Source organism: Bordetella genomosp. 13, assembly GCF_002119665.1.
Lineage (GTDB): Bacteria > Pseudomonadota > Gammaproteobacteria > Burkholderiales > Burkholderiaceae_B > Bordetella.
The window spans coordinates 18,074-31,761 of the sequence record NZ_CP021111.1; the positions used below are offsets into that span (position 1 = coordinate 18,074).

The 13,688-nt window shown below is 68.2% G+C and carries 13 protein-coding genes and 1 pseudogene; 8 read left to right on the top strand and 6 right to left on the bottom strand.

The features are described from left to right. Positions 1–6: 6 nt before the first annotated feature. Positions 7–1,119: an acyl-CoA dehydrogenase family protein gene (locus CAL15_RS00075; RefSeq protein WP_086076751.1), complete on the bottom strand. Its 1,113-nt coding sequence runs from the start codon at positions 1,117–1,119 to the stop codon at positions 7–9. Positions 1,120–1,134: 15 nt separating this feature from the next. After that, positions 1,135–2,325 (bottom strand): acyl-CoA dehydrogenase family protein, encoded by a 1,191-nt coding sequence (locus CAL15_RS00080; protein WP_086076752.1) that lies wholly within the window; start codon positions 2,323–2,325, stop codon positions 1,135–1,137. Positions 2,326–2,558: 233 nt separating this feature from the next. Between CAL15_RS00080 and CAL15_RS00085 the strand changes: the two genes are divergently transcribed. Further along, complete coding sequence (locus tag CAL15_RS00085) at positions 2,559–3,467, top strand: LysR family transcriptional regulator (RefSeq protein WP_086076753.1); 909 nt, start codon at positions 2,559–2,561, stop codon at positions 3,465–3,467. 9 nt (positions 3,468–3,476) lie between these two features. Here CAL15_RS00085 and CAL15_RS24555 read toward each other — a convergent pair whose 3' ends face one another. Next, entirely contained in the window at positions 3,477–3,578 is a 102-nt protein-coding gene (locus CAL15_RS24555) for a type II toxin-antitoxin system RelE/ParE family toxin (protein ID WP_232468077.1), read from the bottom strand. 76 nt (positions 3,579–3,654) lie between these two features. After that, positions 3,655–3,762, bottom strand: a pseudogene (locus tag CAL15_RS24560) (hypothetical protein); the annotation flags it as partial. A 350-nt stretch (positions 3,763–4,112) separates the two neighbouring features. On the opposite strand from CAL15_RS24560, the gene CAL15_RS00095 reads away from it, so the two are divergent. Continuing rightward, on the top strand, positions 4,113–5,525 hold the full coding sequence (locus tag CAL15_RS00095) for an amidase (protein WP_086076754.1): 1,413 nt from the start codon (positions 4,113–4,115) through the stop codon (positions 5,523–5,525). A 35-nt stretch (positions 5,526–5,560) separates the two neighbouring features. Here CAL15_RS00095 and CAL15_RS00100 read toward each other — a convergent pair whose 3' ends face one another. Next, positions 5,561–5,845 (bottom strand): acylphosphatase, encoded by a 285-nt coding sequence (locus tag CAL15_RS00100; protein ID WP_086076755.1) that lies wholly within the window; start codon positions 5,843–5,845, stop codon positions 5,561–5,563. Between the two features lie 173 nt (positions 5,846–6,018). Between CAL15_RS00100 and CAL15_RS00105 the strand changes: the two genes are divergently transcribed. Then, on the top strand, positions 6,019–7,182 hold the full coding sequence (locus tag CAL15_RS00105; RefSeq protein WP_086076756.1) for an alpha-hydroxy acid oxidase: 1,164 nt from the start codon (positions 6,019–6,021) through the stop codon (positions 7,180–7,182). A gap of 57 nt (positions 7,183–7,239) precedes the next feature. Here the strand turns inward: CAL15_RS00105 and CAL15_RS00110 are convergent, their stop codons facing one another. After that, a complete protein-coding gene (locus tag CAL15_RS00110) occupies positions 7,240–8,154 on the bottom strand; it encodes a LysR family transcriptional regulator (protein ID WP_086076757.1) in 915 nt (304 codons plus the stop codon). 258 nt (positions 8,155–8,412) lie between these two features. On the opposite strand from CAL15_RS00110, the gene CAL15_RS00115 reads away from it, so the two are divergent. Genes CAL15_RS00115 through CAL15_RS00135 form a run of 5 tightly spaced genes read left to right on the top strand, consistent with a single transcriptional unit; the run spans position 8,413 to position 13,683 of the window. Continuing rightward, on the top strand, positions 8,413–9,384 hold the full coding sequence (locus CAL15_RS00115) for a tripartite tricarboxylate transporter substrate binding protein (RefSeq protein WP_157666565.1): 972 nt from the start codon (positions 8,413–8,415) through the stop codon (positions 9,382–9,384). 26 nt (positions 9,385–9,410) lie between these two features. Further along, positions 9,411–10,634 (top strand): CaiB/BaiF CoA transferase family protein, encoded by a 1,224-nt coding sequence (locus CAL15_RS00120; protein WP_086076759.1) that lies wholly within the window; start codon positions 9,411–9,413, stop codon positions 10,632–10,634. 1 nt (position 10,635) lies between these two features. After that, positions 10,636–11,784: an acyl-CoA dehydrogenase family protein gene (locus CAL15_RS00125; protein ID WP_086076760.1), complete on the top strand. Its 1,149-nt coding sequence runs from the start codon at positions 10,636–10,638 to the stop codon at positions 11,782–11,784. Positions 11,785–11,786: 2 nt separating this feature from the next. Then, positions 11,787–12,875 carry an acyl-CoA dehydrogenase family protein gene (locus tag CAL15_RS00130; RefSeq protein WP_086076761.1) on the top strand — a complete coding sequence of 363 codons (1,089 nt, stop codon included), beginning with the start codon at positions 11,787–11,789 and terminating at the stop codon, positions 12,873–12,875. Positions 12,876–12,879: 4 nt separating this feature from the next. Then, positions 12,880–13,683: a crotonase/enoyl-CoA hydratase family protein gene (locus tag CAL15_RS00135; protein WP_086076762.1), complete on the top strand. Its 804-nt coding sequence runs from the start codon at positions 12,880–12,882 to the stop codon at positions 13,681–13,683. Positions 13,684–13,688: the final 5 nt, after the last annotated feature.

Below are 13,688 nucleotides of genomic sequence, written 5' to 3' on the forward strand. Positions count from 1 at the left end.
GCCCTCCTAGGCCTGCCCCAGCGCGATGTAGCGCGCCAGATGCTCGTCTTCGTCGCCCAGCTGATGATCGATCATGACCAGACGCTTGGCGTAGTGCGCCAGCGGCAATTCCCAGGTCATGCCGATGCCGCCGTGCAGCTGAATGCTCTCCTCGGCGACCAGCGCCCCCACCCGGCCGATGGTGTACTTGGCGGCAGACAGCGCGCGTTCACGTGCGATGCGTTCTTCGCCGTCCAGCGCCGCGGCGGCGTTGACCACCGCCGAGCGGGCCTGCTCGATTTCGATGACCAGTTCGGTCATGCGATGCTGCAGGGCCTGGAACTGGCCGATGGGCGCGCCGAACTGGCGGCGCGTGCGCAGGTAGTCGAGTGTGCCGTCGCGCACCACGTCCATGGCGCCCACGGCTTCGGCGCACAGAGCCAGGATGCCGCGGCCCAGCGCCTGTTCCAGCAGCGCGCCGCCCGCGCCCGCCGCGCCCAGCAGTGCCGCTTCGTTCACGCGCACGCCGCGCAACGACAGGTCGGCCACACGCCCGCCGTCGATGGCGCCGCAGCCGCGCACGGCAAGCCCCGCCGCATCCGCCGGTACCACGAAGAGCGAGATGCCCGCATCCGCGCTGGTTGCCGAGACGACGAAGTGGCGGGCGGCCTCGCCGGCCGGCACCATGACCTTGTCGCCATCCAGTACCCAGTCGGCGCCGTCGCGCCGCGCCAGGGCGGCCGCGCGCGTCGGCGCGTAGCCGCCGGCCTCTTCGTGCGCCAACGCCACCATGTCGTTGCCGGCGATCATGCCGTCGAGCAATGGCCGGTGCGCCGCCCCCGCGGCGGCCAGCACGCTGCCCGCCATCAGCGTGCCAAGAAAGGGCTCGGCCACCAGGCCGCGGCCCAGCGCCTCGAACACCACCGCGATGTCGAAGCCGCCGCCGCCCAGGCCGCCGGCGGGCTCGTCGAACAGCGCCGCGATGGCGCCCTGTTCGGCGAAGCGCTGCCACAACTCGGGGCTGTGGCCGGTATCCGAATAGGCGATGCGCGCGCGCGCCGCGGCGTCGTGCTGTTCGCCGATGAAGCGGCCGAGCATGTCGGCCAGCATGCGGCGGTCGTCGGTGTGTTGCAGGTCCATCCTGTCCGTCTCCGCTCAGAGTCCGAGGATCATCTTCGAGATGATGTTGCGCTGGATCTCGTTGGAACCCCCGAAGATCGACAGCTTGCGCAGGTTGAAGTAGCGCGCCGCGGCCCCTTCGGTGCCGGGTGGGCCGAAGCCCAGCGCGTCGCCGGATTCCAGCATGCCCTCATCGTGCGAGCGCCCATGCGGACCGGCGGCGCGGCGCAGCAGCGAGGCGATCTCCTGGCGGATCTGCGTGCCGCGGATCTTCAGCATCGAGCTCTCCGCGCCGGGGGCGCCGTGCTCGGACGCGGCGATGACGCGCAGGTTGGTGGTGCGCATGTTGTCCAGGTCGATCTCGACGCGAGCCAGGCGCGCCGCGTACAGCGGGTCCTGGTCCAGCGGACGGCCATTGCGCCTGGCCGCCGCGGCGGCGGCCTTCAGCTCTTCCAGCGCGGCGTACGACAGGCCCACGCCAGCGATGTTGGTGCGCTCATAGGTGAGCAGGTATTTGGCGCAGGTCCAGCCGCGGTTCTCCTCGCCGACCAGGTTGGCCGCGGGCACGCGCACGTCGGAGAAGAAGACTTCGTTGACCTCGTGATCGCCGTCCAGCGTGACGATGGGCCGCACCTCGATGCCGGGACTGTTCATGTCGATCAGCAGGAAGCTGATGCCTTCCTGCTGCCGGCCCTCGCTGGACGTGCGCACCAGGCAGAAGATCATGTTGGCGTACTGGCCCAGCGTGGTCCAGGTCTTCTGGCCGTTGACGATGTACTCGTCGCCCTGGCGCACGGCGCGCGTCTGCAGCGAGGCCAGGTCCGAGCCGGCGCCGGGTTCGGAGTAGCCCTGGCACCACCAGTCGGAGCCGTCGAGGATGCGCGGCAGCCAGTAGCGCTTCTGCGCCTCGCTGCCGTACTTGATCAGGACCGGACCCAGCATGCTGACGCCGAACGGCACGATGCGCGGGGCGCCGGCCACCGCGGATTCATAGTCGAAGATGTATTTCTGCGCGGCGCTCCAGCCCGTGCCGCCGTACTCCACGGGCCAGTGGCTGGCAAGCCAGCCGCGGGCGTGCAGCTCGGCATGCCAGCCTTCCATCTCCGCCTTGCTCAGGTGCTTGCCCGCGCGCACTTTGGCGGCCAGCTCAGGCGACAGGCGTTCGCGCAGGAACTCGCGCACGCTGTCGCGAAACGCCAGTTCCTCGGGGCTGAAGTTCAGGTCCATGATGCGGTTCCGTTGCAGGAGGAGAGGTCCCGCGCGGCCGCCGCCCGGCCCGCGCGGGGCGCCAGCGGACGAGGTCTCGTCGGCACGGACTTGTCTCCTGTGGGCCGGTCGTGCAGACGCCGGCATTCGTGAATATCACCAGATTGTTTGCCAGCAAGCGAACCTTGACAATCCCTCATCGGGTTGACAATCTGTTCAGGATTTTTTGACAACGGCAATCCGCCCCACCTGCCATGGATTTGAAGTCGCTGATCCTGCTGGTCGAGATCCTCGACGCCGGCAACCTGAGCGAAGCCGCCCGCCGGCTGAAAATGACGCGGGCGAACGTCAGCTACCACCTGAACCAGCTCGAGCGCTCGGTGGGCATGCAGCTGGTGCGCCGGACCACGCGGCGCGTCGAGCCCACCGAACTTGGCATGAAGCTGTATCGCCACGGCCGCAGCATCCAGGAAGAGCTGTCGGCCGCCCGCGAGTCGGTGCAGACGCTGGGCAATACGCTGCAGGGCCGGGTGCGGCTCAGCGTGCCCAGCGGCTATGGGCACTTCGTGATGGCGCCCTGGCTGCTGGCGTTCAAGCGGCGCTATCCCGGCATCGTGCTCGACGTGGTGTTCAACAACAGCGTGGACGATCTGGTGCGCGACGAAGTCGACATCGCCGTGCGCATCATGTCGGCGCCGCCGCCCACGCTGGTGGCCCGCGAACTGGGGCCGATGCGCTACTACGCATGTGTGTCGCGCGACTACGCCAGCCGGGCCGCGCTGCCCGAGCACCCTGACGACCTGCAGAAAGGGCCGCTGCTGTGCGCGGCCGTGATCGGCCGGCCGCTGCGCCTGTCCGCCTACCTGGGCGAGCGCCGCCATCTCGTCACGCTCGAGCCCACGCTGGCGACGCGAGACTATCCCTTCATGCGGCAGGCCATCCTGGAAGGACTGGGCGTGGGCCTGGTGCCTGATTACGTGGTACGGCAGGACGTCGAGCGGGGCGACGTCGTCACCGTGCTGAACGACTGGCGCCTGAGCATCTACGGGCGCAGCATGTTCATGCTGTACATGCCTAACCGGCATCACCCCCGGGCGATATCGACCATGATCGAGTATCTGCTGGAGTGTGCGCGAGGAGGCGACGTTTCTGCGGCCGGTTGAGTCCGGGCGTCATCCTGTTCGAGGATAGTGTTGCCTCGTGTGCAGCACTCGGATGATGACGATGGCGGCTGCGGTTACGCGATAGACCACGACGTAATTCGGATGGGCCACGATTTCTCGCGTGCCGGGGACCCGCCCCGGGGCGGAAAAGGTGCGGATGCTCTGCCGCGGGCAGGACCGAGTCGTGAATGAGATGGTACAGACGACGTGCCGCTTGGGGATTCTCTTCGGCTATGTCCAGGATGATCTTCGCCAACCGCCGCTCGGCGGATTCAAGCCAGACAATGGAACGCATGAGGCGGCCAGACTGCCTTGATCATTCCGATGAGTTTGCCCGGCGGGCCTTCTGGCGTTTCTCGACAGCCTCGATAAGGGCTTCCATCCGGCCTCTCACCTCGTCATGCGGAAGCAACTTCGCGTCAGGCGCCGCTGCCTCATGCAATGCGCTTTCGATCTCGGCCTGTAGCCAACGATCGTAGGCGTCGGCGTCCTCGGCCGTGGCGAGTTTCGAAGGGAGAGGGGAAAGGGCGCGTACCATCGAGCCAGTATACGAGGCTGGGCGCGGGGGGCAAGGGCGTATAGTGCCAGTCGTAGCACGCCCGGCGGCATCACGAAGGCGACGGAACAACTGAAGGAGAACTGGCGATGTCCGAGACCTCGATATGCGACATGACCGCGCTGCAGATGCGCGCCGAGATCGCGGCGGGACACCTGGGCGCGCGCGAAGTCGTGCAGGCGCACCTGGCGCGCATCGAGCGGTGGAATCCGGCGATCAACGCCATCGTCACGCTGGATGCGGAAGGCGCGCTGCGCCAGGCGGCGCAGGCGGACGAGGCGCAGGCAGCGGGCAAGCCGCTGGGACTGCTGCATGGCCTGCCGGTGGCGCACAAGGACAGCTTTCTTACCGCGGGCATGCGCACCACCTATGGCTCGCCGGTGTTCCGCGATTTCGTGCCGACCCGCGACAGCGTGGTCGTAGAACGCCAGCGCGCTGCGGGCGCGATCACGCTGGGCAAGACCAACATGCCCGAGTTCGGCGCGGGTTCGCACACGTTCAACACGGTGTTCGGCGCCACGCGCAATCCCTACGATCGCAGCCGCAGCGCGGGCGGCAGCAGCGGCGGGGCGGCGGCGGCGCTGGCGGCCCGCATGCTGCCGCTGGCCGACGGCACGGACATGGGCGGATCGCTGCGCAATCCCGCCGGCTTCTGCAACGTCGTGGGCCTGCGGCCCTCGCCCGGTCGCGTGCCCAACCTGCCCTCGGCGGCCTCGTACGGCACGCTGACGGTGGCCGGGCCCATGGCGCGTACGGTGTCCGACGCGGCCCTGATGCTGGCGGCGCTGGCCGGCGCCGACGCGCGCGATCCGCTGACCATCGAGCAGGACCCGCGCCGCTTCCTCGATCCGCTGGAGCGCGACTTCGGCGGCGTGCGGGTGGCCTTCACGCTGAATTGGGGCGGGCTTCCCGTCGAGCCCGCCGTCACGCAGGTGCTGCAGGCGCAGCTGCCCATATTCGAGCAACTGGGCTGCGCGCTGGAAGAGGCATGCCCGGATTTCGGCGATGCCGATGCCGCTTTTCATGCGCTGCGCGCGCAGCAGTTCGCCATCGCGCAGGGCGACACGGTGCGCAACCACCGCGATCGCGTCAAGCAGACGGTGATCTGGAACACCGAGCTGGGCTGGTCGCAGCCCGCCGAGCGCCTGGTGCGCGCCGAGCGCGAACGCACCGCGTTGTTCGAGCGCATGCATGCCTTCATGCAGCGCCACGAGTTCGTGATCGGCCCGGTCAGCCAGGTGGCGCCGTTCAACGTCGACCTGGAGTACCCGCTGGAGATCGACAACATGCCGATGATGAACTACATCGACTGGATGCGGTCGGGGTACTACATTTCGCTGACCGGCCATCCGGCCATCTCGGTACCGTGCGGATTCACGGCCGATGGCCTGCCGGTGGGCCTGCAGATCGTCGGCCGTCACCGCGACGAATGGGGCGTGCTGCAGATGGCCTACGCGTTCGAGCAGGCCACGCGGTTCTGGCAGCGCGCGCCCGTGCTGTAGCGGTGTTGCCGTAGCGGCCGAGAGCCGCTTGCCGGCTACAGCTGCTCGAAGCGCCCGTAGCGCTTTTCGGTGAATTCGCGGCGCGTCTCCAGTTCGCGCACGGTGGCCGCGGGCGGGCCGCGACGCAGCCATTCGAGCATGTGGTCCACCTGGTCCGGCGTGCCCTGCACCAGCGCTTCGACCGTGCCGTCCTCGAGGTTCTGCACCCAGCCGGTGACGCCCAGCATGTGGGCGCGCCGCACGGTGGCGTGGCGATAGCCGACGCCCTGGACCTTGCCCCTGATGGTGACGTGGACGGTTTCGATGGGGGCGTTCGTCATGAGTCTGTCCTTATCCTGCTGGCCGGGAAACGGGTCGGCCTTAAGTCCGATTATGCGATGGATCGGCCGCCTGGTGGCCGGGCCCGGGCGTATACTGGGCAGCGCTCGCGCCAAGGCGCGTATACCGCATCTGCATTTCCCCGCTCCGTGGCCATCACGATCCCAATAACACCATGAGCCAGAATCTCTCCACCATCACCAGCATCGAAGACCTGCGCGTCATCGCGCAGAAGCGCGTGCCGCGCATGTTCTACGACTACGCCGATTCCGGCGCGTGGACCGAAAGCACCTATCGCGCCAACGAGGACGATTTCCGCCGCATCAAGCTGCGCCAGCGCGTGGCGGTGGACATGGAAGGCCGCTCGCTGGCCACCACCATGGCCGGCCAGGACGCGATCATGCCCGTGGCGCTGGCCCCCACGGGCCTGACCGGCATGCAGCACGCCAACGGCGAGATGCTCGCCGCCCGTGCCGCCGCCGACTTCGGCGTGCCCTTCACGCTGTCCACCATGAGCATCTGCTCGATCGAGGACGTGGCCCAGTTCACGCGCCGGCCATTCTGGTTCCAGCTGTACGTGATGCGCGACCGCGAGTTCATCGCCAACCTCATCGACCGCGCCAAGGCCGCCAACTGCTCGGCGCTCGTGCTCACGCTCGACCTGCAGATCCTGGGGCAGCGCCACAAGGACATCAAGAACGGCCTGTCCGCGCCGCCCAAGCCCACGCTGCGCAATCTCATCAACCTGGCCACCAAGCCGCGCTGGTGCATGGGCATGCTGGGCACCAACCGCCGCTCGTTCGGCAACATCGTCGGCCACGCCAAGAACGTCACCGACCTGTCCTCGCTGTCGTCGTGGACGGCCGAGCAGTTCGACCCGCGCCTGAGCTGGGCCGACGTCGAGTGGATCAAGCAGCGCTGGGGCGGCAAGCTGATCCTCAAGGGCATTCTCGATGCCGAAGACGCGCGCCTGGCCGCCGACAGCGGCGCCGATGCGCTCATCGTCAGCAACCACGGCGGGCGCCAGCTCGACGGCGCGCTGTCTTCCATCAGCGTGCTGCCTTCCATCGTGGAAGCCGCCGGCTCGCGCATGGAGATCTGGCTGGACGGCGGCATCCGCTCGGGCCAGGACGTGCTGAAGGCCGTGGCGCTGGGCGCGCGCGGCACGATGATCGGACGCGCCTTCCTGTATGGCCTGGGCGCCTACGGCGAGGCCGGCGTGAAGCGCGTGCTCGAGATCCTGTACAAGGAAATGGACGTCACCATGGCGCTGTGCGGCCGCAAGAACCTGTCGCAGGTCGACCGCAGCATTCTCGTGCCGGGTACGTATCCCGAGTGACGTTCGCGCGTTTTTGCTCGCGCGAGAACCCCGAAAAGGCCGCACACGCGGCCTTTTTCATGGCGCCCACAGCGGGTTGGGCACCGAGAAGTCGATGGTCTGCAGAATCAGCCGCTTGACGATGCGCGTCATGGGGCGGATGTCGTCGCGCAGCCAGATCATGTGATAGGCCAGCGTCGGCGCGGCCGGTTCGCTGCGCAGCGCCACCAGTTTGCCCTGCCTGACCAGTGGCTGCACATAGTCCGCCGGCAGAAAGCTGATGCCCATGCTGGAGACGGTCAGGCCGGTGATGACCGTGAGGCTGTTGCACACGATAGTGCGCCGCACTTTCAGGTTGTGCAGCGTCAGCCAGCTATTGAAGGCCGTCGCCAGGCCCGACTCTGGCGGATGGGCCAGCACGTCCAGGCTGGCGAAGTCCTCGCGGCCCAGCACGGCGCCGGCGCCCGCCAGCCGCGGCGACGCCACCCAGGTGAACGGCACGTGCGCCACGACCTGGCTGTCCAGCGCCGTCCCGGAGGGCGGCCCCGCGATGATGGCGAAATCCAGTTCGCCACGTTGCACCAGGCGCTGCAGATGGCCGGTAAGGACGACCTGCGGCGCCAGCACTAACTGCGGATGGGCGGCGCGCACTTTGTCGACGAACCGGGGCAGCCACGTCGATGCCGACAGCTCGCTGATGCCGAACCTGCAGATGCCCGTCAACGCGCGGCTGTCCGGGTCGGCGCCGGCGTCGCGTTCCAATGATTCCATCATGTCGAGCACTGCCCGGCATCGAGGCAGAAGCCGCTCGCCCACCGCGGTGGGCACGGACTGCTTGCGGCTGCGGTCGAACAGCGCGCATGCCAGCTCGTCTTCCAGTTCGGCGATGCGTTTGGACAGCGACGACTGCGTGATGTGCAGGCGGGCGGCCGCCGCGGCGAAATTGCCCAAGGTGGCGGCCCAGTAAAAGGCCTGGATCTGCTTCAGCGTCATGGAGGGATCGGAAGCGTGAGGAAAAGCAATATTAAGTTCCTTGCACGCATGCGCAAACCGGCCTCTCCTGGAAGGCGGCGCGACGCGACGTAGCACATGCGGCTCCGTTGCATTCCGGAGTGCGGCGCTCATATTCCTTTTTCGACTGACGTCGGTTTCGAAATTATCGCTTTCCTCAATGCCCGGCACTTCGTACGCTTCACGGGTCCGACGGCGGCTTCAGACCTCCGCGGCGACAAAAACCAAAGGAGACGACAAATGGTCAAGTGGAGATTGCTGTGCGCGGCGCTGGGGTTGGCCGCGACCTGCGGCCAGCCGGTGTGGGCGGCATGGCCCGACGACCAGCCCATCGAGGTGCTGGTCGGCTTTGCCGCCGGCGGCACCACCGACATCATGGCGCGGTCGCTGGCGCCTTATATCGAGAAGCAGCTTGGCGGCAAGGCACGCCTGGTGATCGTCAATAAGCCGGGCGCGTCGGGCGAGCTCGCGGTCCACCAGATGCAGCGCGCCAAGCCCGATGGCTACACCCTGGCCATCGTCAACCTGCCGGGGTACTTCTTCCTGCCCATGATGCGGCAGACCAGCTATGACCCGGGCCGCGTGGCGCTCGTGGCCCGGGTGGTGTCCGACCCCACCGTGCTCGTCACGCGCGCGAACAAGGGGCCGCAGACGATGAAGCAGGTGATGGACCAGCTGGCGAGCAAGCCCCGCTCCCTGTCGGCCGGCCACAACGGCATCGGCACCAATGGCCACCTGGCCATGCAGCGCATGCAGACGGCGGGCAAGGTCGCCCTGAACGACATCCCGTTCAAAGGCACGTCCGAGCAGAAGACCAGCCTGGGCGGCGGCCACATCGACCTGGCCTTCGTGTCCGCCTCGGAGGTACAGCAGGCGCAGGCCGAGGGGCTGAAGATGCTGGCGCAGTTTCGCCGCGATCGCCTGCCCTCGCTGCCCGATGTGCCGACTACGTTCGAAAGCGGGCTGCCGGCGGAGATGACCGCCGAGCGCGGCTTCGCAATGCCCAAAGACGTGCCCGCCGACGTTGCGCAGCGGCTGAGCAAGGCCATCGAGAATGCCATGGCCGATCCCGGCTATCGGGCCGTGGCGCGCTTCGACGCACCATTCCTGTCCTATCTCGATGGCCCGGCATGGGAGCGGCGGGTGGAGGACGAGCGCAAGGCGTATGCCCCGCTTGCCCGCGAGCTGAAAGAAAAGGAATCGTCGCGATGATCATCGCCCTGGCAGGAGTGGCATGAATGGCTGGAGCGCTTTCTCACCTGCGCGTCATCGACCTGTCGCGCATTCTCGCGGGGCCCTGGGCGGCACAGACGCTGGCCGACCTGGGAGCCGACGTCATCAAGATCGAGCGGCCCGGACAGGGCGACGATACCCGGGGGTGGGGGCCTCCGTTCCTGCGCGATGACGACGGAGCCGACACGTCCGAAACGGCGTACTTCATGTGCGCCAACCGCGGCAAGCGGTCCGTGACCGTCGACATCGCCACCGCGGCGGGCCAGGCCATCGTCCGCAAGCTGGTGGTGGATGCAGACGTCGTGATCGAGAACTACAAGGTGGGAGACCTGGCCCGCTATGGGCTGGACTATGCCGCCTTGCGCGAACTCAAGCCCGACCTGGTGTACTGCTCGATCACCGGCTTCGGCCAGACCGGAGACATGCGCGCGCATGCCGGCTACGACTTCATGGTGCAAGGCATGGGCGGCCTGATGAGCCTGACGGGCGATGCCGACGACCTGCCCGGAGGCGGGCCCAAGAAGGTTGGCGTCCCGGTGGCCGATCTGATGACGGGCATGTATGCCGCCGTGGCCATTCTCGCGGCGCTGGCGCGCCGCGACCGCGAGGGTGTGGGCGAATACATCGACATGGCCCTGTTGGACTGCCAGGTGGCGATGCTGTCGAACCAGGCGCAGAACTATCTGATCTCGGGCGAGGTGCCGCGGCGGTTCGGCAACGCGCATCCCAACGTGGTGCCCTATCAATCGTTTCGCACGGCCGACGGCCATGTCATCCTGGCGGTGGGCAACGACGGCCAGTTCCGGCGTTTCTGCGGGTTGGCCGGACTCGAGGCGCTGGCCGACGACGGACGTTTCCGAACCAATGCCGGCCGCGTCATGCATCGCGACCAGCTCGTGCCGCTGATTGCACAGGCGATGCAGCAGCAGTCCACCGCATGGTGGTGCGAGCAGCTGGGCCGCAATGCCGTGCCCTGCGGGCCGATCAACCGGCTTGACCAGACCTTCGCCGAGGCCCAGGTCGTGCACCGCGGCATGCGCATGACGATGCGGCATGCCGCCGGCGCCGACGTGCCCTTGGTGGCCAACCCGATCCATTTCGAACGGCATCCCATCGAGTACCGCGATCCGCCGCCGCTGCTGGGGCAGCATACCGATGAAGTGCTGGAGGATCTGCTGGACATGTCCGCCGGCCAGATCGCGGACCTGCGCCGTGAAGGAGTGATCTAGCATGTGGTCCGAACGGTTCATGCCCATCCCCCTGCCGCCCGCGGCCGAGGCCTTGCGCCAGGAAGTGCGCGATTTCCTGGACCAGACGCTGGGCCCCGATTTCGCGCTCACGCGGCGCATGTACTCGTGGATGGGTTTCGACGCCGACTTCACGCGGGCGCTGGGCCGGCGCGGATGGATAGGCATGACGTGGCCGCGCGAGTATGGAGGCCAAGGCCTGAGCGCCCTGCATCGTTACGTGCTGGCGGAGGAACTGATGGCGGCGGGAGCCCCGGTGCTGGCGCATTGGACGGCGGACCGGCAGAGCGGGCCGCTGATCCTGCGCTACGGCACGGAAGAACAGAAGCAGTTCTTCCTGCCGCCCATCGCGCGCGGCGAATCGTATTTCTGCATAGGCATGTCCGAACCCGATTCGGGATCCGACCTGGCCGCCACCCGCACGCGCGGCGTGGCGGTCGAGGGCGGCTGGCGCGTCAACGGCACCAAGCTGTGGACGACCAACGCGCATCGCTGCCATTGGATGATCGCGCTGGTGCGCACCGAGCCGGGCAGCGAACGGCACGAAGGGCTGTCGCAGATCGTTATCGACCTGCATGCGCCTGGAGTGACCGTGCGGCCGATCCGCGACCTGGCGGGCGACGCGCATTTCAACGAGGTGGTATTCGAGGACGTGTTCGTGCCCGCCGACCGCCTGATCGGCGCGCCCGGCCAGGGTTGGTCGCAGGTCATGGCCGAACTGGCCTTCGAGCGCAGCGGCCCCGAGCGCTACCTGAGCGCCGCGGCGCTGCTGACCGCCATGATGAGGCTGGCCGGGCGGGATCCTGACGCGGCCGTGGCACGGGCCATGGGCAGCTTCATGGCCGATGCGCTGACATTGCGGCAGATGTCGCTGTCTGTGGCGGGGCGCCTGGAGCGCGGCGAAGACCCGCAGCTCGAGGCCGCATGCGTTAAGGAGCTTGGCACATTGTTCGAGCAGGCATTGCCGGAAGCGGCGCATGCCCTGTTCGACCTGGAGCCGCGCGTAGGAGGCGGCGATGCCGAGGCGCAGGTAATGGCCTACGTGATGCAGGTCGCGCCGTCGTTCTCGCTGCGCGGCGGCACCCGCGAAATATTGCGCGGCATCATCGCGCGTGGTTTGGGAGCGCGATAGTCATGGACGATATCCAGAGCATGCTGCGCGACAGCGCGAATGCAGTGTTCGGCGATGCCGTGCAACCGGCCCTGCAGCAGCGCGCCGAGGCGGGCGAGTTCGCGCAGGCACTGTGGCGGCAGGTGGTCGAACAGGGCTTCACCGTGGCCTTGCGGCCCGAGGTCCAGGGCGGTAGCGGGCTGTCCTGGGCGCAGGCCTATCCGCTGCTGCATGCGGCGGGCTGGCATGCCGTGCCGGTCCCGCTGCCGGAAACCATGCTGGGGCACTATCTGCTGGGCGCAGGCGGCGATCCGCACGACGAGCACGCCGTGCTGAGCGTGGCGCAGCTGGATGCGGGGCAGGTGCGCGACCGCGCGGTGTCGGGCCGCGTCGCCCATGCCCCCTACGCGCGGCACGCCGACTGCGTGGTGGTGTCGGCCGACGTGGACGGCGTGCCGCACGTGGGACGGATAGACCTGAGGTCGCTGGACGCGCGGCAGCTGCAATGGGACGACGACGGCGCCATGAACGTGGCGCGCGAACCGCGCGTAGGATTCACGCTGTGCGATGCGCCGCTCAGCGCCTGGCAGGCCGCGCCCGGCCTGGGCCCGTCCGTGTTGCTGCGGTTGGGAGCGATGATGCGGGCCGCGCAGATGGCCGGCGCGATCGAACGCATCCTGCAGCAGACGCTGCTGTATTCCGGCGAGCGGGTGCAGTTCGGCAGGCCGCTGGCGAAGTTCCAGGCCATCCAGCACCACATGGCCGAGCTCGGCTGCGAGGCGGCCGCGGCGGTGGCCGCCAGCGCCTACGCGTGCGGCCAGGCCGGCAGCGGGCCGGCATGGCTGCCGATCGCGGCGGCCAAGATCCGCGCCGGCCGCGCCGCGGGACGCGCGGCCGCGCTGGCGCACGCGGTGCACGGCGCGATCGGCTTCACGTACGAACACACCCTGCATTACGCGACGCGCCGTCTATGGTCCTGGCGCAGCGAGTTCGGATCGCATGGCTGGTGGTCATTGCATCTGGGCAGGGCGGTGTGCGCGGGCGGGCCGCAGGCATGGTGGCCGGCCGCGACCTCGGGCGAACTGGAACTGGACCTGACACGAGAGGCATGATCCGATGAGCGATTTCCTGATCTGCGAGCGCAACGACAACGGGGTCGTCACGCTGACCATGAACCGTCCCGAACAGCGCAACGCGCTGTCGGAAGAGCACGAGATGCTGGAGTTCGTCGCGATGTGCGACGCGCTGGAGCGCGACGACGACGTGCGCGCGGTCGTGCTGACGGGAGCCGGGCCGGCGTTCTCGGCGGGCGGCAACGTCAAGCACATGCGCGACAAGAAGAGCTTCTCCGCGGGCTCGCCGATGCAGGTATGCGAGGCCTACCGGCGCGGCATACAACGGATACCGATGGCGCTGTATCACCTCAACGTGCCGACCATCGCGGCCGTCAACGGCCCGGCCATCGGCGCGGGCCTGGACCTGGCCTGCATGTGCGATATCCGCGTGGCCTCGCGCGAGGCGGTCTTCGCCGCCAGCTTCATCAAGCTGGGCATCGTGCCGGCGGATGGCGGCGCGTGGCTGCTGTCGCGGCTGGTGGGGGTGCCCAAGGCCATGGAGCTGATGCTGACCGGTGATCGCATCGGTGCTGAGGAAGCGCTGGCCATCGGCCTGGTGAGCCGGCTCGCGCCGCCGCAGGACACGCTGGCGCAAGCCCAGGAACTGGCCGCCTCGATCGCGCGGCAGCCGCCGCTTACGCTGCGCCTGACCAAGCGGTTGCTGCGCGAGAGCCAGTTCTCGTCGCTGCAGTCGTCGCTGGAGCTGGCAGCGTCCTATCAGGCGCTGGCCCACCATACCAGGGACCACGACGAAGCCGTCGCGGCATTCCTGGAGAAGCGCAGCCCCGTGTTCCACGGGCATTGAGCCCC